General features: G+C 66.4%; 16 protein-coding genes. 4 read left to right on the forward strand and 12 right to left on the reverse strand.

Annotation, left to right across the window (positions count from 1 at the left end; genetic code table 11):
- Positions 1–334: 334 nt before the first annotated feature.
- The 5 genes from QZ755_RS05760 to QZ755_RS05780 form a co-directional block, all read right to left on the reverse strand.
- On the reverse strand, positions 335–865 hold the full coding sequence (locus QZ755_RS05760) for an FKBP-type peptidyl-prolyl cis-trans isomerase (RefSeq protein WP_366509162.1): 531 nt from the start codon (positions 863–865) through the stop codon (positions 335–337).
- A gap of 157 nt (positions 866–1,022) precedes the next feature.
- Complete coding sequence (gene rpsU / locus QZ755_RS05765) at positions 1,023–1,229, reverse strand: 30S ribosomal protein S21 (RefSeq protein WP_010545388.1); 207 nt, start codon at positions 1,227–1,229, stop codon at positions 1,023–1,025.
- A gap of 118 nt (positions 1,230–1,347) precedes the next feature.
- The gene (locus tag QZ755_RS05770; protein ID WP_294320639.1) at positions 1,348–1,737 is read right to left on the reverse strand and encodes a response regulator; all 390 of its coding nucleotides are present in this window, start codon (positions 1,735–1,737) and stop codon (positions 1,348–1,350) included.
- A gap of 63 nt (positions 1,738–1,800) precedes the next feature.
- Complete coding sequence (locus QZ755_RS05775; RefSeq protein ID WP_294320641.1) at positions 1,801–4,245, reverse strand: ATP-binding protein; 2,445 nt, start codon at positions 4,243–4,245, stop codon at positions 1,801–1,803.
- A gap of 41 nt (positions 4,246–4,286) precedes the next feature.
- Positions 4,287–5,549, reverse strand: a complete 1,263-nt coding sequence (locus QZ755_RS05780; RefSeq protein ID WP_294320643.1) for an EAL domain-containing protein — start codon at positions 5,547–5,549, stop codon at positions 4,287–4,289.
- A gap of 495 nt (positions 5,550–6,044) precedes the next feature.
- On the opposite strand from QZ755_RS05780, the gene cysD reads away from it, so the two are divergent.
- The 3 genes from cysD to QZ755_RS05795 are packed head-to-tail and all read left to right on the forward strand — an operon-like array spanning position 6,045 to position 9,609.
- Positions 6,045–6,962, forward strand: a complete 918-nt coding sequence (gene cysD / locus QZ755_RS05785) for a sulfate adenylyltransferase subunit CysD (protein ID WP_294320645.1) — start codon at positions 6,045–6,047, stop codon at positions 6,960–6,962.
- Complete coding sequence (gene cysN / locus QZ755_RS05790) at positions 6,962–8,887, forward strand: sulfate adenylyltransferase subunit CysN (protein WP_294320647.1); 1,926 nt, start codon at positions 6,962–6,964, stop codon at positions 8,885–8,887. Before cysD ends, cysN begins: the two co-directional genes overlap by 1 nt.
- Positions 8,884–9,609: a 3'(2'),5'-bisphosphate nucleotidase CysQ gene (locus QZ755_RS05795; protein ID WP_294320649.1), complete on the forward strand. Its 726-nt coding sequence runs from the start codon at positions 8,884–8,886 to the stop codon at positions 9,607–9,609. The genes cysN and QZ755_RS05795 overlap by 4 nt, the downstream gene beginning before the upstream one ends.
- 3 nt (positions 9,610–9,612) lie before the next feature.
- Here QZ755_RS05795 and QZ755_RS05800 read toward each other — a convergent pair whose 3' ends face one another.
- Positions 9,613–10,761 (reverse strand): HAMP domain-containing sensor histidine kinase, encoded by a 1,149-nt coding sequence (locus QZ755_RS05800; protein WP_294320651.1) that lies wholly within the window; start codon positions 10,759–10,761, stop codon positions 9,613–9,615.
- Positions 10,758–12,629 (reverse strand): EAL domain-containing protein, encoded by a 1,872-nt coding sequence (locus QZ755_RS05805; RefSeq protein WP_294320661.1) that lies wholly within the window; start codon positions 12,627–12,629, stop codon positions 10,758–10,760. Before QZ755_RS05805 ends, QZ755_RS05800 begins: the two co-directional genes overlap by 4 nt.
- 158 nt (positions 12,630–12,787) lie before the next feature.
- Between QZ755_RS05805 and QZ755_RS05810 the strand changes: the two genes are divergently transcribed.
- Positions 12,788–13,750 (forward strand): cation diffusion facilitator family transporter, encoded by a 963-nt coding sequence (locus QZ755_RS05810; protein WP_294320662.1) that lies wholly within the window; start codon positions 12,788–12,790, stop codon positions 13,748–13,750.
- A 68-nt stretch (positions 13,751–13,818) separates the two neighbouring features.
- On the opposite strand, the gene QZ755_RS05815 is transcribed toward QZ755_RS05810, so the two are convergent.
- The 5 genes from QZ755_RS05815 to phaP all read right to left on the reverse strand — a co-directional run bounded on the left by QZ755_RS05815 (position 13,819) and on the right by phaP (position 18,401).
- Positions 13,819–14,958, reverse strand: coding sequence for an aldose epimerase family protein (locus QZ755_RS05815; RefSeq protein ID WP_294320665.1), 1,140 nt, complete (start codon positions 14,956–14,958; stop codon positions 13,819–13,821).
- 100 nt (positions 14,959–15,058) lie between these two features.
- On the reverse strand, positions 15,059–16,342 hold the full coding sequence (murA, locus tag QZ755_RS05820; RefSeq protein WP_294320667.1) for a UDP-N-acetylglucosamine 1-carboxyvinyltransferase: 1,284 nt from the start codon (positions 16,340–16,342) through the stop codon (positions 15,059–15,061).
- A gap of 48 nt (positions 16,343–16,390) precedes the next feature.
- On the reverse strand, positions 16,391–17,008 hold the full coding sequence (locus QZ755_RS05825) for a DJ-1/PfpI family protein (protein ID WP_294320669.1): 618 nt from the start codon (positions 17,006–17,008) through the stop codon (positions 16,391–16,393).
- A gap of 117 nt (positions 17,009–17,125) precedes the next feature.
- On the reverse strand, positions 17,126–17,452 hold the full coding sequence (clpS, locus tag QZ755_RS05830) for an ATP-dependent Clp protease adapter ClpS (protein ID WP_294320745.1): 327 nt from the start codon (positions 17,450–17,452) through the stop codon (positions 17,126–17,128).
- Between the two features lie 154 nt (positions 17,453–17,606).
- The gene (gene phaP, locus QZ755_RS05835; protein WP_294320672.1) at positions 17,607–18,401 is read right to left on the reverse strand and encodes a TIGR01841 family phasin; all 795 of its coding nucleotides are present in this window, start codon (positions 18,399–18,401) and stop codon (positions 17,607–17,609) included.
- Between the last annotated feature and the right edge of the window lie 44 nt (positions 18,402–18,445).

An 18,445-nucleotide genomic window follows, 5' to 3' on the forward strand; every position in this document is an offset into this window, starting at 1 on the left:
TCGCCGGATCAGGCGATTGGGCGACAACGTTGTTTGCAGACGGCGGCCAGGGCAATGGGATGATCCGCCGCCTGCCACACGCGGCGGGCAGACCGGGCGTCGGAGCGCCTTCGGGGGTGAAAGCATATCTGGTCCGTGCTGCGCCCGACATCGCCGGGCAAAGCGCATCGATGCACGAGCCACCCCGGACCCATCCCCTCTCTTCCGTGCCGATCGCCTCGCCGCCAGGACGGCCTTTCCTGCGCGGCAAGCCTGCGCGTGTCGAACCGCGAGCCCGCATCAACGAAAACGGCGCCGGAAACACCGGCGCCGTCTACGATCGATTCAAGGCGTTTCAGCGCCCGGTCGGCGGTGCCATCCCGCCCGGCGGCGGCGTAGCACTACCTTGTTGCTGCTGCTGCATCATCTGCTGCTGGAGGACGGTTTCGGGAATGAAGTCGATCATCTCGACATCGAACACCAACACCTGCTTTGCCAGCTTCTCGACTTCGGGTGACATCGGGGGCGCGCCTTCGGGGCGCGGCGCGGCATAGCCGAGTTCCGGCTTCAGCCAGAAACGGTACTTCGACCCCTTCGGCATCAGCTTCAGCGCTTCGCCAAACCCCGGAACGACGCCCTTGGGCGACATCGGCATCGGCTGGCGGCTCTGGTCGAAGACCGTGCCATCGGTGAACTTGCCGACATAGTTGACCAGCGCGACATCGGCATCGGTCGGGGTCGGACCGCTGCCCTTGGTCAGCACTTCATATTGCAGGCCGCTGGCGGTGGTCATCACACCGGGGCGCGATGCGTTGCCCGACAGGAACGAATCGACGTCGCTGCGCGTGCCGGCCCATGCGAATCCGGCCGCAAGCAACAGGGCCAAGGCGATTCCCACCCATATCCAGACGATATGACGCTGCTTTACGGGATGCAGCGGAACGGCAGTGACCGACATCGAAACCCCTTATCGCGCGGCACGGCGGCCGCATCGCATGATCAGCGGGGCCGCCGGTCCTGGACCAGCGACCCATATCCGATTCTTACCGGGCGCTGTCGCGTTCCATCCGCTTGCGCTCCAGCTTGCGGGCGCGACGGACGGCGGCGGCACGCTCACGGGCGCGCTTTTCCGATGGCTTTTCGTAATGACGACGCAGCTTCATCTCGCGATACACGCCTTCGCGCTGCAGCTTCTTCTTCAGCGCACGAAGGGCCTGATCGACATTGTTATCACGGACGATGATCTGCATGGGGTCGTAAAGCTCCGGGTCTTTATCGCAATAGAATAGGGTTCGCCGAAGCATGGCTGCGGCGCGACGAATCCCCCTAACAGGACTGTCCGCGCCCGGCAAGTCAAACCGCCATGATTCAGAAGATCAGGTCGCCCCCCGCGCGACCGGCGAGGATTCGCCCGATCGCGTCGAACAGTGCGTCCATCGCCACCGGCTTGAACAACACCTCGTCCGCACCGGCGGCAATACAGCGTTCGGTCAGGTCGACGGCGGCATCGGCGGTGACGACGATGATCGGCAGCGTACGCTTGGCATCGTCGCGCGCCCGCACCCGCCGGATCACCTCGAACCCGTCCATGCCGGGCATCCGCAGGTCGAGCAGGACCAGGTCGTAATCCTGCTCGTCGATCCGCTGCAATCCGGCTTCGGCGCAATCGGCCTCGGCCATGGACGCGCCGGCCACGTCGAGCATGTCGCGGACGACCCGACGGTTCATCGCATCATCCTCGACGAACAGGATTTTCATGCCTGGTTCGCCGTTCGGGCGGGACGTGTTTCAACGCTGTTCATATTGCAACCCGCTATCGCGCTATGCGGCGTCCGGGACAAGGGAAACCGCCGGTGCCCCTTCTTCCGATTCGACAAACAATGCGTCGATTAATTGCGTAGCCGAAACGGGTTTGCGGAGCAACGTGATCGCCTGCCCCTCTGACGCGACAAGCTCCTGCGCGCGCGCCATGACCGCCATCCGCACGCCGCGCCGCGCGGCCAGTTCGGCAAGCGCGGCCATGTCACGCACCGGATCACTCGAGCCGGCGGACAACGACGCGGTATCGACCAGCACCGCCCGGACGCCATCCTGCGCCAGCCGCTCGCGCAGCGTATCGGCATCGTCGACGAACACGGTATCGGCAACATGGCCGGCGAACAGGGTGCGCATCATCGCGCGGGCGATCGGATTACGCTCGAGGACCAGCAGCATGTCAGCGGGCGGCGTGTCGTCGGAAACGGGTGCCGCATCCGCGTCCGGCATGACCGGTACCAGCGGCAGGTCGAGGAGGAAGGTCGTCCCCGCGCCCGGCGCGCTGCTGACCGTAATGTCCCCGCCCATCGCCCGCGCCAGATTGCGGCAGATGGTCAACCCCAGACCGGTTCCGCCGAATCGGCGGGTGGTGCTGTTGTCTGCCTGCTGGAACGATTCGAACACATCCTCCAGCCGATCGGGTGCGATGCCGATGCCGGTATCTACCACCGCGATCACCAGTCGATCGCCGGTCGCCGCCACCCGCAGCGCGATCTGGCCCGTGGGCGTGAACTTCAGCGCGTTCGACAGCAGGTTGAACAATATCTGCCGCAGCCGCACCGGATCCCCCTCCACCCACCGCGGAACCGGTCCCAGGTCGAGGACGAAGCCCAGGCCACGATCCTCTGCCTGCCGCCGCCACAGCCGGGCCAGGTCCTCGATAGTGGCGATCAGGTCGGTCGGCATCCGCTCCACGGTCAGCTTGCCCGACTCCATCTTGGCCACGTCCAGAATATCATCGACCAGCGACCGCATGGTGACGCCGGCATCGTGGATGATGTCCAGCCGGTCGCGCATGTCCGGCGCGAGCCGGTCGTCGCGCAGCATGACCTGCGCCATCCCGAGAATGCCGTTCAGCGGCGTGCGGATTTCATGGCTGGTCGTCGCCAGAAAATCGCCTTTCGCCTTCAGCGCCTTTTCGAGCGCGGCGTTGGTCGCGGCGAGATCGACGTTGGCCCGGCGGATCATGTCGCGGCTGCGGCGCAGCGTCAGCACGCCGAAGGCCAGCAGCGCGACCAGTACCGCGACCGCCGCCGCGATGCTGCCGAATAGGATGCGCTGGAACCGGGCACTCTCCCGTTCGAACGCGACGTTGCGCCGCAACTCCTCCTGCTTCAGCCGTGCGATGCGCAGTTCCTGGTTCTGGAAATCGAACCGTGCCGACATCAGCGCCGTCTTGGTCGAGGTCGTGAGTTGCGTCGCCTGTTCGTTCAGCCGGTCGAGCGCCTCGAGATGGGCCAGCGCCTTGGCGGTTTCGCCGGCCGCCGCATAGACAATATAGGCGTTGCGATGATTGTCGCGCGCGGCGAGCGGCGTTGTCTTCAGATCGATGCCGGCGAACGCACGGTCGAGCAGCTGCAGGGCCACGCCGGGCTGCCCTCGGTCGATCGCAATCCGCCCCGCCAGCGTTTCCAGCTGCTTCAGGACGGCGTCTGCCTGCGACTCACGCGCCAGCTGCAGGCCGGACGAGATCGATCGCCATGCGGCATCCTCCAGACCGGCCGCCCGCTGCGCTCGGGCAATATTGCCCAAAATTCGCGCTTCGAAGGCGGGATTCTTCAGTCCGGACACGAGGTCGAGCGCCCGACGCTGATCGACCAGCGCCGGGCGATACCGACCCATTTCGGTCAGCACATTTCCCCGGTTGTTCAGTAGCGAGACCAGCAGAAGGGGGTCGGCGGCATAGGCCTCGATCGCCTGATCGTGATAGCGAAGCGCTGCTTCGTAATCGGCACCCTGTCGATACAGCGCACCGATGCTCAACAAGGCCATGGCCTGTCCACGGGCATCGCCGGAACCTTGATAAATTCGATATGCCGCCTGATAGTCCGCCAGCGCGGATGCGACCGCGCTTTCGTCGGAGGCAAGGTCGCCGCGGGTTCGCAATATGTCGCCTTCAAGTGCGATGCGAGGGCGCATCGTTTGCACGATCTTCAGCGCCCGATTGATTTCCGCACGCGCCTTCTCGATATTGCCCAAGCGGGAATAGGCTTCCGCCTGCAGCCAGATACTGGCTGCGGCGATTCGCGATCTTGCCCCATCCCGCGATGTCGCGGCCCGCTCCAGCTGGACGCTTTGTCGCAGCCCCTCTTCCGGTTCCGCCACCAGCCCCGCGCGAACCGCATCGTACCGCTGCTCCAGCGTGGCATTTGCCCTCTGGCCCAGCGCAGGCGTCGCGCTACACGTCACCAGCAGGGCGAGAAGAGCGGGACGAATAGCGTGCGGGATCATGGTCCTATCATGCGCTGATCGGGGTTAATGCTGCGTAAGCCCTAGCCGGCCTTCCACTGCCCTTCGTTACGGCGGAATGAGAATCGCGGCCCGGCCATCGCCGCGACATGCCGCTCCTCGGACAGAAAGGTCAGGAAGGCGGGAAACTCGATTGGACGGCTGATCAGGAAGCCCTGCACCATGTCGCAGCCCATCACCCCCAACAGCGCCAGCGCCGCCGGCGTCTCCACGCCTTCGGCCGTCACTTCCATGTCGAGGGCATGAGCAAGGTCGATGGTCGATCGCACGATCAGCGGATCACGGTTGCTGCTGGTCAGCTGGGTCACGAACAGCTTGTCGATCTTCAGTTCCGATGCAGGCAGGCGCTTGAGATAGGCGAGCGAAGACAGCCCAGCGCCATAGTCGTCGATGGCGAGCGGCACCCCGATGTCGGCAAAGATGCGCAGATTGGCGATCGCGCTTTCCGGATCGCGGATGACTGCCGTCTCGGTGATCTCGAACCCGATCTTCGCAGCCCCGGCGCTGACCAGCGCACAGGCATCCCGAACGAAGGCGGCGTCCGACAACAGGATGCCGGAAATGTTGATGAAGACCGGGATGTCATGCCCGTGTTCGGCCATGGCACGCTGATCGGCGATCGCGCGCGCAATGATCCACAGCGTCAGGGGACCGATCGTGTCGGACCGCTCGGCCGCTTCGATGAACATGCCCGGCAGGATCAATCCGCGCACCGGATGGCGCCAGCGGACCAGCGCCTCGGCACTGACCACCTGCTGCTGACGCACTCGCACCTTGGGCTGATATTGCAGGAAGATCTGCCCGCTTGCGATCGCATCGGGCAGTTCGCGCATCAATTGGATCGGATCGTCGCCGGCCGACGGGTTGGCCAAGTCGCGGATCACGTCGCTGCGGATCTCGCGCGCATCGACCAGCGCCTGTTCGGCAGCCTCTGCCAGCTGGATGTCGTCCGCGTCGAGCATCGGGGCACCGACCCCGCCGACTCGCAGCGACAGGCGATAGGATTCGCCGTCCAGATTGAACGATTCGGCCATGATCGAACGGATCTGCCCGACGACCGCGACCCCTTCGGCGGACGAACCGCACTCGAACGACAGTTCCAGCACTGTCTGCCCCGACGGCACGGCTCGCACCAGCGGCAGCGCCTGCGCGAGGCGCGCCATCACATCCTCGATCACCCGCCGGGCGCGCGCCACGCCGACGCTCCGGCGCAGCGCAACGAAGTCCTGCAACTCGGCCAGCAGGACGAAGCGATACAGCGGCAGGTCGCGCAGCACGGTGCCCATGTCGATCGTCGGTCCAGCCGCATCGCGAATCAGCGCAGCGCGACGGGATCGCGGGCGATTCCTGGTCCCGACAAGCGGGAAATGATCCGATTTGGCGCGGCGCATGGCCGCTTCTCGCTACCCGCCAAACTGCAAAGCTTCGGTTAACGACGATGGCCCGCACTTTACGCGGGACCGCTGCGATTCCGATTTGGCTTTGGGTTAATTTTGCGTTAATAGTTGGAAGCGCTTCGGCGTAACTGGGAGAAAGAAAATGCAGGCGTTTTTCGCTCTGTTCCGTGACAGCTACGGCGACGATCTGCGTCCGATCTGAACGGAACTGCGCCTGGGTCGGTCCGGTCCGCCGGGCAGGTCCAGGCGCTTCTGCTACCCTCGACTGCCATCGACCTGCCGGTCAGCCCATCACGCCCCGGCCCCGCACGATAGCTGAACTGCCGCGCGCTGCAGGAATCGTTGTTTTGGTGGCTGCACCCGGATCGCTACCTGCGATCCATAATGACTGACACCAGCACCGATCGCCTGACCCATCTCCAGCGGCTGGAGGCGGAGAGCATCCACATCCTGCGCGAAGTCGTGGCCGAGGCCGAACGCCCGGTCATGCTCTATTTGGTCGGCAAGGATTCGGCGGTGATGCTGCACCTCGCCAAGAAGGCCTTCTATCCCGCGCCGCCGCCCTTTCCGCTGCTGCATGTCGATACGACGTGGAAATTCCGCGCGATGTACGCGCTGCGCGACAAGGCTGCCCGCGATGCCGGCATGGAATTGCTGGTCCACCAGAACCCGGAGGCCAAGGCACGCGGGATCAACCCGTTCGACCATGGCAGCCTGCACACCGACCTGTGGAAGACCGAGGGGCTGAAGCAGGCGCTCGACCATTATGGGTTCGACGCGGCGTTCGGCGGCGCGCGGCGCGACGAGGAGAAGAGCCGGGCGAAGGAACGCGTCTTCTCGTTCCGCTCGGCCAACCATCGCTGGGACCCGAAGGCGCAGCGGCCCGAACTCTGGCACCTGTACAACGCACGCAAGGCGAAGGGCGAATCGATCCGCGTCTTTCCGCTGTCGAACTGGACCGAGCTGGACATCTGGCAATATATCCTGGCCGAGCAGATTGAGATCGTGCCGCTGTATTTTGCCGCCCCCCGCCCAACCGTGGAGCGCGACGGCATGTTGCTGATGGTCGATGACGACCGGTTCCCGCTCAACCCCGGCGAAGTCCCGGTCGACCGCTCGATCCGCTTCCGCACGCTCGGCTGCTATCCGCTGACCGGCGCGGTGGAGAGCGAGGCGGCGACGTTGAGCGAGGTCATTCAGGAAATGCTGCTGACCACCACGTCCGAGCGGCAGGGCCGCGCGATCGATCGCGATGCCGGATCGGCCAGCATGGAAAAGAAGAAGCAGGAGGGTTATTTCTGATGGCGACCGCCCCCGCCTATACCCCCGATGCGCTGATCGCCGACGACATCGACGCCTATCTGGCGCAGCATCAGAACAAGTCGCTGCTGCGGTTCATCACCTGCGGGTCGGTGGACGACGGCAAGTCGACGCTGATCGGGCGGCTGCTATATGATTCGAAGATGATCTTCGAGGATCAGCTGGCGGCGCTGGAGAGCGATTCGAAGCGGGTCGGAACGCAAGGAGGCGAGATCGACTTCGCGCTGCTGGTCGACGGCCTTGCCGCCGAGCGCGAGCAGGGCATCACGATCGATGTCGCCTATCGCTTCTTCGCGACCGAAAAGCGCAAGTTCATCGTGGCGGACACCCCCGGTCACGAACAATATACCCGCAACATGGTGACCGGGGCGTCGACCGCCGACCTGGCCGTGATCCTGATCGATGCACGCAAGGGCGTGCTGACCCAGACGCGGCGGCACAGCTATCTCGCGCACCTGATCGGTATCCGCCACATCGTGCTGGCGGTGAACAAGATGGATCTGGTCGGTTACGACCAGGCGACTTTCGACCGCATCGTTGCCGACTATGCCGCGTTCGCCGAATCGATCGGCATCGCCGGCTTCACCGCGATCCCGCTGTCGGGGTTCAAGGGCGACAATATCGCCGCCGCCCCGTCGGCCAACACGCCATGGTATCCCGGCCCGGCGTTGATCGAGCATCTTGAAGCAGTCGAACTCGACAGCGAAGCAGCCGCGGCGCGCGCATTTCGCCTGCCGGTGCAGTGGGTCAACCGCCCGACGCTCGACTTTCGCGGGTTCGCCGGGCTGATCGCCGGCGGCACGGTCCGACCGGGCGATGCGGTGCGGGTTCTGCCGTCGGGCAAGACCAGTACGGTCGCGCGCATCGTCACGATGGACGGCGACCTGCCCCTGGCGGTGGCGGGCCAGTCGGTGACGATTACCCTTACCGACGAGATCGATTGTTCGCGCGGCGACGTGATCGCCGCCGCCGATGCGCCGCCGCAGGTCGCCGACCAGTTCCGCACGACGATCGTGTGGATGGATGGCGAACCGCTGCTGCCCGGTCGCGCCTATTGGCTGAAGACCGGGTCGGGCACCGTATCGGCAACGGTGCAGCCCCCGCGCCACGCGATCGACGTCAACACGCTGGCCGAACTGTCGGTCAAGACGCTGCAGCTGAACGACATCGGCGTGGCCGACGTGTTCACCGATCGCGGCATCGCGTTCGAACCCTATGCCGACAATCGCGATCTCGGCGGGTTCATCCTGATCGACAAGATCAGCAACGCCACCGTCGCCGCCGGCATGATCGATTATTGCCTGCGCCGCAGCCAGAACGTGCATTGGCAGTCGATCGACATCACGCGGGAGGCGCACGCCGCCCAGAAGAACCAGGCGCCGCGCGTGCTGTGGTTCACCGGGCTGTCGGGTTCGGGAAAATCGACTATCGCCAATCTGGTCGAAAAGAAGCTGCACGCGCTCGGCAAGCACAGCTTCCTGCTCGACGGCGACAATATCCGCCACGGCCTCAACCGCGACCTGGGCTTCACCGATGCCGACCGGGTGGAGAATGTCCGCCGCGTCGGTGAGGTCGCCCGGCTGATGGCCGATGCCGGGTTGATCGTGCTGACCGCGTTCATTTCCCCGTTCCGCGCCGAACGCGATCTCGCGCGCTCGATGCTGCGCGATGGCGAGTTCGTCGAGGTGTTCGTCGACACGCCGCTGGCCGTGGCGGAGGCGCGCGACGTGAAGGGGCTGTATGCCAAGGCGCGGGCCGGTACGCTCGCCAACTTCACCGGCATCGACAGCCCGTACGAACCGCCGGTTCGCCCCGACATCCATGTCGACACCACGCGCGAAACGCCGGAGGCGGCCGCCGAACGCATCGTCGAACATGTGCTGGGCATCTGGGCACCGACGCTGTGACCGACGACGCGCTGCTGGCGACCGCCATCGCCGCCGAGGCGGGCAAGTTGTTGCTCGCGATTCGCGCCGAGGGGCGGGAAACCGGCAAGGCACTGGGCGACCGTGCCGATGCGGAGGCCAATGCGCTGATCCTCGACCGGCTGCGCGCGGCCCGGCCCGATGCGTTCGTGCTGTCGGAGGAGTCGGCCGACGACAAGCTGCGCTGTGCCGCGTCGCAGACATGGATCATCGATCCGCTGGACGGCACCCGCGAATATGCCGAAGGGCGCGACGACTGGGCAGTGCATGTCGCGCTGGCGGTCGGCGGGCGCGCCGCGGCGGGCGCGGTCGCGCTGCCCGCGCTGGGCATTACCCTGTCGAGCAGCCCCGCCCCGATCGTGCCCCTCGCCCCCACCCGGCCGCGCATGGTCGTCAGCCGCACCCGCCCCGCGCCGCAGGCGCTGGCGGTCGCGGAGGCGATCGGTGCCGAGCTGATCCCGATGGGGTCGGCCGGGGCGAAGGCGATGGCGGTGGTGCGTGGCGAGGCCGACATCTACCTCCACGCCGGCGGGCAATATGAATGGGATAGCTGCGCACCGGTCGCGGTGGCGCTGGCCGCCGGGCTGCACGCGTCTCGGATCGACGGGACGCCGCTCTACTATAACTGTCAGGATACGTGGCTGCCCGACCTGCTGATCTGTCGTCCTGCCGATGCCGCGCGGGTCCTGCCGCTGATCGTCTGAGTCCTACCCCGCCGGCAGCGTCAGGATCGCGCGGGCGCCGAGGCCCGGTCCGTCACTGTCGAGCCGCAGCCTGCCGCCCATCGCCGCCATCCAGTTCGCACACCAGTGCAGGCCCAGCCCTCCGGCCTTCGCCTTGCGGGTGGAATAGCCGTGCTGGAACAGCATCGGCGCGTCGGCGGGATCGAACCCGTCGCCATCATCGGCGATCACCACCGTCACTTCCGGCCCGTCGGTCACGGTGACGATGACCTGCCCGTCGCCGTCGCCCCGTGCCGCGATCGCCTCCACCGCGTTGCGGAACAAGTTGCCGATGACCTGGCTGAGGATCACCCGGTCGGCCCGCACCCAGCAGGATGTGGCAGGAAAGGACACCGCGATCGAGCGCCCGTCACCATAGCGGGCAATGGCGCCGTTGCGCGCGATCAGGTCGGTCACGTCGCAACGGTCCAGCACCGGCCCCTCGTCCGCCACGTCCTGCGGCCCGCCGATGATGTCGAGGATGTTGGCCAGCGCCGCCCGGCCGGTTTCGAACTGGGCCAGCCGCTCCATCCGCGCCCGCGCCACGGCATCGATCGCGGTCATCAGAAAGGCGGCCAGCTTTTCGCGCCGGGCGGGTGGCAAATCGTGCCGTGCCAGTTCGGCGACGACGCGTTCGATCATGTCCCGTTCGGCGACGGGCGGCTGGGCAAGGCCATGCGACAGGATCGTGCTGATCGGCGACAAGGCGTTGCGGGCGTTGTGGACCAGCGCCGCCCGGCTTTCGGTACGCCCCAACCGGAACGAGCGCAGTTCGCGTTGCCCTGCCTGCTCCTGCACCTGCTGTCGCATCAGCGCCAGCCGCAGCAGCAATGCGCGGATTTCGGCCGGAGCGTCGGGCATGGGATGCGAAGCGGGTTCGCCGGGCGCGGCCATTGCCGTCATCGCCTGCGCGACCACCCGGAGCGGGTTGGTCACGTACCGCGCGATGGTGATCCGCAAGGTCGCCAACAAGATCAGCAGCAAGACGCCGCCCGCCACCGCACTCCAAAGCGCGGCGTTCCGCCCCGCCACGATCGCCAGCACGGTGGTAGTCAGCGCGATACCCACCCCACCTGCCAGCGCCAGCCACCCAAGCAGCAGGCGACCCAGCGGGCGGGGACCGGGCGCAGTCATTCGGTCGCCGTCCGCTCCCGACCCACGCCGTGTCGCGCCATTCGCGTTGCCGCCGCGCCATCGACCGGCCGCGCGAAATAATAGCCCTGCAGGTGCGAACAGCCGGCAAGGCGCAGCGCCTGCAACTGCTGTTCGGTTTCCACCCCTTCGGCGACGACCTCCAGCCGCAGCGCGCGGGCGAGGTGGATGATCGAATGGACGATCGCCGCGCTCTCGCGCTCGCGCCCCATCCCGTCGATGAAGCTGCGATCGATCTTCAGGCAATCGAGCGCGAACTTGCGGATATTGTAGAGCGACGAATAGCCAGTTCCGAAATCGTCGAGCGCGATGCGGAATCCCATCTGGCGCAGCCGGTACAGCGTGTCGGCGGCGCGTTCGGCATCGTCGAAGATCGCGGTTTCGGTAATCTCGATTTGCAACCGGTCGGGTGCGACGCCGGCACGCTGCACCTTTTCGACCAGATGGCCGACGAAATTCTGTCGCCGGAACTGGCGCGGAGAGAAATTGACCGAGACATACTGCCCCGGCCATTCGCCCAGCATCGCCAGCGCGGCATCGAGGACCCACTCGCCCAGCTTATGGATCAGGTTCGATTCCTCGGCGATCGGCATGAAGGTCGTCGGGCCGATCGCGCCGTGATCGGGACTGTTCCAGCGCAGCAGCCCTTCGAACCCGACGACCGCCAGCGTGTCCTGCGCCACGATCGGTTGGAACAGCAGCGCCAGTTCGCGATTCGCGATCGCCTGGGTCAGCCCCTGTTCGACACGACGGCGAAATCGGATCGATTCGTCCATGCTGTCGTCGAACAGCCGCACCACGCCCCTGCCCGATCGCTTCGCTTCGTTGAGCGCCAAGTCGGCGCGGCGCATCACGTCGACCGGGTCACGCCCACCCTCGCCACCGACCATCACCACGCCGATCGACGCCGCACCATGGATGGGGTGGCCGAACACCTGCAGGTCGGCCGAGCAGGCACGCACCAGCCGTTCGCAGCGCATCACCGCTTCATCGGCATGATCGGCACGCAGCAGCACGCCGAATTCATCCCCGCCCAGCCGCGCGACGAAACCGTCCTCACCCACCTGCTCGATCAGGATCGCACAGATCGTGCGGATCAGTTCGTCGCCGACCAGATGACCGAGGGTGTCGTTGATCAGCTTGAACCGGTCGAGATCGATCATCGCCATGGCGAAATTGCCCGGCCGCCGCGCCTGTTCGGACAGGATGCGCAGGAACGCCAGCCGGTTGGGCGCCCCGGTCAGCGGATCGCGATTGGCCAGGCGGATCGCCTTGCTCTCGTTCGCGGCCAGTTCGCGCGCCTGTTCCTCCAGTTCCTCGACCTTCGCCGCCAGCGCGGCACGGGCATCGGCAAGCGCCCGGTCCGAACGCCAGCGATGCGACAGCGCCGTGGCGGTCTGGACCACTTCGTCGGCGGTAAAGGGCTTGGCGATATAGAACAGCCGGTCGGGCGGCCCGGCGACCTGCGCGATCTGTGCCGGGGAAAAATCGGAATATCCGGTGACGATGACGATCTGCACCTCCGGGTCGATCGCCCGGATGCGCCGCGCCGTTTCGCGCCCATCGATTCCCGGCGGCATCCGTACGTCGATGAAGACTACGGCAAAGCGGCAGTCGTCGCGCGTCGCCCGTTCGACCGCCGCAACCGCTTCGTCCCCCTGATGCACATGGTCCAACGACAGCCGCAGCGGCCGGGCAGGTTCCGGCGCCACATCGTCGAACAGTTGCGCCGCCAGCCCGGCCAGCGCCGCCGCATCGTCCGATGGGGCGAACGACATGCGATATGAATCATGCACGGCGGGATCGTCGTCGACGATCAGGATGCGTACCGCGGGATCATCGGGGTTCATAACCTGTGCAAACTTACCCGGCTGGCGACCAACGTCGCTGGAATTGCCGGATCAGCGCGTGACGGGCCGTTTCGATCCCGTTTCGGACGATCCGCGGCCAAGTTTCGGCGGACCGTCGCATCTGGTCAGCGCATCGCCATGGTGCCAGAAGGCGGCCCATGGGCGAACATCATCATGGCCACGGCCACAGCCATCGTGGACAAGACGCCGGCCACGGGCACAGCCATGGCCATGGCGGTCACGGGCATCACCACATGCCGACCGATTTCGGCCGGGCCTTCGCCATCGGCACGCTGCTGAACATCGCCTTCGTCGTCATCGAGGGCGGCGCCGGTTTCTGGTTCGATTCGGTCGCGCTGCTGGCCGATGCCGGGCACAATTTGTCCGACGTGCTGGGTCTGCTGATCGCATGGGGCGGGATGGAACTGGCCAAGCGGCCCGCCACGCGGCGCTTCACCTATGGGCTGGGCGCGTCGACCATCCTCGCCGCGCTGGCCAACGCGCTGGTGCTGCTGCTGGCGGTCGGGGCGATCCTGCTGGAAACGATCCAGCGGCTGGGCAGCCCACGCCCGATCGACGGCTGGCCGGTGGTGTGGGTCGCGCTGGCCGGGATCGTCGTCAACCTGGCCACCGCGATGTTGTTCGCAGGTGGGCGCCATGGCGACGTCAATATTCGCGGTGCCTATCTGCACATGGCCTATGATGCGGCGGTGTCGGCGGGGGTGGTCGTCGCCGGGCTTGTGATCCTGTGGACCGGGGCGACGTGGATCGACCCGCTGGTCAGCCTGATCGTGGTTGCGATCATCCTGATCGGGACCTGGGGGCTGCTCAGCGAATCGCTGCTGCTGGCGTTACAGGCGGTGCCGCGCGGGATCGATGCGCACGCCGTCGAGGCGCTGCTGGCCGCGCAACCTGGGGTCATCCGGGTCCATGACCTGCATATCTGGCCGATGAGCACGACCGAAACCGCGCTGACCGCGCATCTGGTGGTGCCGGGCGGCCATCCGGGCGATGCGTTTCTGGCCACGGTACGGGATCGGCTGGAGCATGACTTCGCCATTGGCCATGCGACGATCCAGATCGAAACCGGCGACGACTGCGCGATGGCGCACGCGCATTAGGGGTTAAGGCGAATCACCCCTTGTCGCCATCTCCGCGCAGGCGGGAATGACGATGAAGGCTGGCCCGCTCAGCGCGCCACCGAAACGCGGTACACCATGCGGTGATGATACGGCTTGCCCGGCTCGACCCGCGCCGATCCGAACGCCGGCTGGTTGGGCGTGTCGGGGAATTTCTGCGGTTCGAGGGCAATGCCGTCGCCCATGCGGTACACATGGCCCTTCTTCCCGACGAGCGTACCGTCGAGGAAATTGCCCGAGTAGAACTGCACCCCCGGCTCGGTGGTCAGCACTTCCAGCACCCGGCCTGACGCAGGGTCCTCCAGCCGCGCCGCCAGCTTCGGCTCCTTTGTGATCCCGGCGTCGAGGACGAAATTATGGTCATAGCCGCGCCCGGCGACGATCTGCGCATCGCGGCCATCGCGGACATCCTGTCCGACGATGCGGCCGCGGGTGAAGTCGAACACCGTGCCCTTGACCGCGCGACGCTCGCCGGTCGGGATCAGCGCGTCGTTGACCGGCGTGTAGCGGATGGCAGGCATCGTCAGCCGATGGTGCATCGTGCCGATCGCGCTCCCCTCCCCACCCATGTCGAACAGCGCGTGGTTGGTCAGGTTGACGATGGTCGGCGCATCGCTCTTCGCGTCGAAATCGATCGTCAGCGCGCCCCTGTCGTCGAGTGCATAGGTGACGGTGACGTCGAGCGTACCCGGATAGCCCTGATCCCCCGCCGGGCTGTTGAGCGTCATCGTGACCGAGGCGGTCGGGCCATCCTTCACCGACACGATCCGCCACACGCGCTTGTCGAAGCCGACCGTGCCGCCGTGGAGCGAATTGGCCTTGTCGTTCTGGGTCAGTTGATAGCGTTTGCCGTCGAGGGTAAACGCGCCGCCGGCGATGCGGTTGGCATAGCGGCCGATCGTCTGGCCCCAGTAATTGGGCGCGGTGATGTAGCTGGCGGCATCGTCATAGCCGAGCGTGACGTCGGCGACCTTGCCGGTGCGGTCGGGTGCGTTGAACGCCTGCAGCGTGGCGCCCAGCGTCATGATCCGCGCGCTGACGCCGTTGCTGCCGGTCAGGGTCACCGCCTCCACCGCAGTCCCGTCGGGCAGCTTGCCGAAGCTCGAACGCTTGGCCGTCGCCGCTTCCGCCTGCGCGCCGCCGAATATGATGGCGGCCAGTGCGGCCTGGCAAAGAAACGCTCGCTTCATCGTCACCCCTCCCGTGGTGACCGGCGGGCTGTTCACGCCACGTCCGGTCCGTTGGGGGACGATATAGTCCGACAATAAGCGTCAGTTCAAGCGCGGTGCGTCAGCCGTCGCCCAGCCGTTCGATGTCGGCACCGACCGCCTGCAGCTTTTCCTCCAGCCGCTCATAGCCGCGATCGAGGTGATAGACGCGGCTGACCGACGTCTCGCCCTGTGCCGCCAGACCCGCGATGATCAGGCTCATCGACGCGCGCAGGTCGGTCGCCATGACCGGCGCGCCGATCAAACCGGCAACGCCGCGCACCACCGCCGACCGTCCGGTGACGGTGATGTCCGCACCCATCCGTGCCAGTTCCGGCACGTGCATGTAGCGGTTTTCGAAGATCGTCTCGGTCAGGACACTGGCGCCATCGGCACGGGTCAGCAGCGCCATAAACTGCGCCTGCATATCGGTGGCGAAGCCCGGATAGGGCGCGGTCGACAGATTGACCGGGCGGATATCGCCGCTCGCCTCTACGAATAACGAGGTCGCTTCCTCGCGTACCGCGACGCCCGCTTCGACCAGCGCGTCGATCGTCGCGCGCATGTCGCCCGGCACGACGTTGGCCAGTTCGACCGCGCCGCCGGTGATCGCGGCGGCACAGGCATAGCTGCCCGCTTCGATCCGGTCGGGCATGACGGCATAGGTCGCCCCGTGCAGCCGGTCGCGGCCCTCGATGGTCAGCGTGTCGCTGCCGATGCCGTCGATGACCGCGCCCATCGCGACGAGGCAACGGCACAGGTCGACGATCTCCGGCTCGCGCGCGGCGTTTTCGAGGACGCTGGTACCCTTGGCCAGCACGGCGGCCATCACCGCATTCTCGGTCGCGCCGACCGACACCACCGGGAAACGATAGCGCCCGCCTGGCAGGCGTCCGCCTGGTGCCGTCGCCTTCACATAACCCGCCGCCAGTTCGATCTCGGCACCTAGCGCCTCCAGCGCCTTCAGGTGCAGGTCGATCGGGCGGTTGCCGATCGCGCAGCCGCCGGGCAGCGACACCGTCGCCTCGCCCGCGCGCGCGACCAGCGGCCCCAGCACGAGGATCGACGCGCGCATCTTGCGCACGATGTCATAGGGGGCGACGGTCGAGGTCAGCCGCTGGCCGCGCATCGTCATCACGCGGCCGAACTCGCTGGGATGCGATCCCTCGATCGTGGTCGACACGCCGAACTGGTTGAGCAGGTGGCCGAAGCTGTCGACGTCCGCGAGGCGCGGCAGGTTGCGCAGCGTCAGCGGCTCCTCGGTCAGCAGCGCACACGGCAGCAGCGTGAGTGCGGCGTTCTTGGCCCCGGAAATGACGATGCGGCCGGACAGGCGATTGCCGCCGCGAATGACGATACGATCCATGCTCCAGCTTCTAGTGGGTACGCGAGGGGGCGCAAGAGGCGTGGCGGATCAGGCCGCTGCCGCCGGCCCCGCAACGAACGGCGCGATTACGCCGAGCGCGCGGTCGACCGACGCCGCCTTTTCACCGACCGGCGCGACATAATGGATCGCCGCCTCTGCATCAGCCAGCGAGCCGCCGCGCGCGATCATCCATGCCGCCAGATATTGCGACGCCATGCAGCCGCCGGCAGTGGCGACATTGCCGTGTGCGACAAACGGCGCATCGATGACCTCGACGCCAGCCTCCACGACCCATGGCTTCGTCGTCAGGTCGGTGCAGGCAGGCAGGTCGCCGATCCGGCCCAGCTTCGCCAGCAGCAGCGTACCCGAACATTGCGCCCCGATCAGCTGGCGCGCGGGGTCGAGCGCGAGCTGGGCCAGCAGATCGGCATCGGCGGCAATCTCGCGTGTGCGGATGCCGCTGCCGATCAGCACTGCGTCCGCATCGCGGGCGAAGGCGAGCGGACGCTGGCGGTGGATGGTGACGCCATTCATCGACGTCACCTCCTCGGTGGGCGAGGTGATGTACGCGGTCCAGCCCTGTGGCCGCATCCGGTTGAGGATGCCCGCCGCGATGAACGAATCGAGTTCGTTGAACCCGTCAAAGGTCAGGACCGCGATCTGCATTCGGCCAGTCCTATCGGGTGGAATCGAATGTGCAACCGGTCGCGGCGTGCTCCCGGCGACTGTTCCAGTTATCGCCGGCCCCCGGCCACGTGACAAAGGTTCAGCGAGGCCCGCGCCTCAAGCCTTTTCCAGCGTGCATTGCAGCGGATGCTGGTTCTGGCGGGCGAAGTCCATCACCTGCGCGACCTTCGTCTCCGCGACCTCGTAGGTAAAGACGCCGCAGACGCCGACGCCGCGCTGGTGGACGTGCAACATTACCCGCGTCGCTTCCTCCATGCTCATGCGGAAGAAACGTTGCAGGCACAGGACGACGAATTCCATCGGGGTATAATCGTCGTTCAGCATCAGGACGCGGTACGGCGTCGGTTTCTTGACGCGGGTCTGGGTCGCGACGCCAATTCCGGTCGCGTGATCGTCGTCATGGTCGCGGTCGTCACCGGCCATCGGGATGCTGTGCTGTCGAGACATGTCGCCGCAAAATATGGCATTGCCGGGGGACAGGGCAAGGGGGTGCGGCACCGGACGATACCGCCCATCATGCAAAAAGGGCGACCGCTCGCGCGATCGCCCCTTCCGTCCGTGTCGGTGAACCGACCGCTTACGCGGCGGTCTTCACCTTGTCGGCGGCAACCGCGACGCGGTTGCTGATCGGCTGCGCGGCGTCGCCGGCCAGCTTGATCATCATTTCGGTGGTCTTCGACGCTTCGGCGACGAACGAGTCGAACGACTGGCGCACGAAGTCCGACTGGAGCTTCATGAACTCGGTCGGCGACTTGACCGACGCCAGCGTCTTGGCGGTCGAGGTCGCGTGCTCGAACGACTTGCGGCCATATTCGGCCATTTCCTGGCCCAGCGATTCGAGGCCCTTGGCGGCGATGCGGCTGGCTTCGACCATCGCTTCGATGTTGCCCTTGGCCATTTCGTTCATTTCCTCGAAGCCCTTGGCGCCCTTTTCCATGGCGGCCTTGGCCTTCTCGTTCATGTCGGCCATCATCGCCTGCGCCTTGTTGGCGGCGTTCTGGGTGGTGGCGGTCGCTTCGTTGGTGACGTCCATGGTCTTTTCCTCGACTTGCGCGGTCACGGTCTCGACCGCCGCGGTGGTTTCCTCGACCGCGTTGTGCGCGGTTTCGACAACGGCTTCCGCCGCCTTGGCCACCGGTTCCGCGACGGGCGCGGGATCGATGGCGGGTAGTTCAACCTTCAGAGGCAATTCGGTCGGCGCGGCCTTCGGCTCGGCGACGAACGGTACCGGCGGGACGTCCGCCTTTACCGGTTCGGCAACCGGCGCGGCCGGCATCGGTGCGGCAGCCTCGACCGGGGCGGTCGCGACTGGGCGGGTGGAACGGGAACTGGCGGGCTTGCGCGCGCCGGTCTTCGGACCTCTCGTGGCCACTCGGACTTCCTCCATCTAGTGCTGCTGCGATGCACCAAATAGCG

Source organism: uncultured Sphingomonas sp., assembly GCF_913776855.1.
GTDB lineage: Bacteria > Pseudomonadota > Alphaproteobacteria > Sphingomonadales > Sphingomonadaceae > Sphingomonas.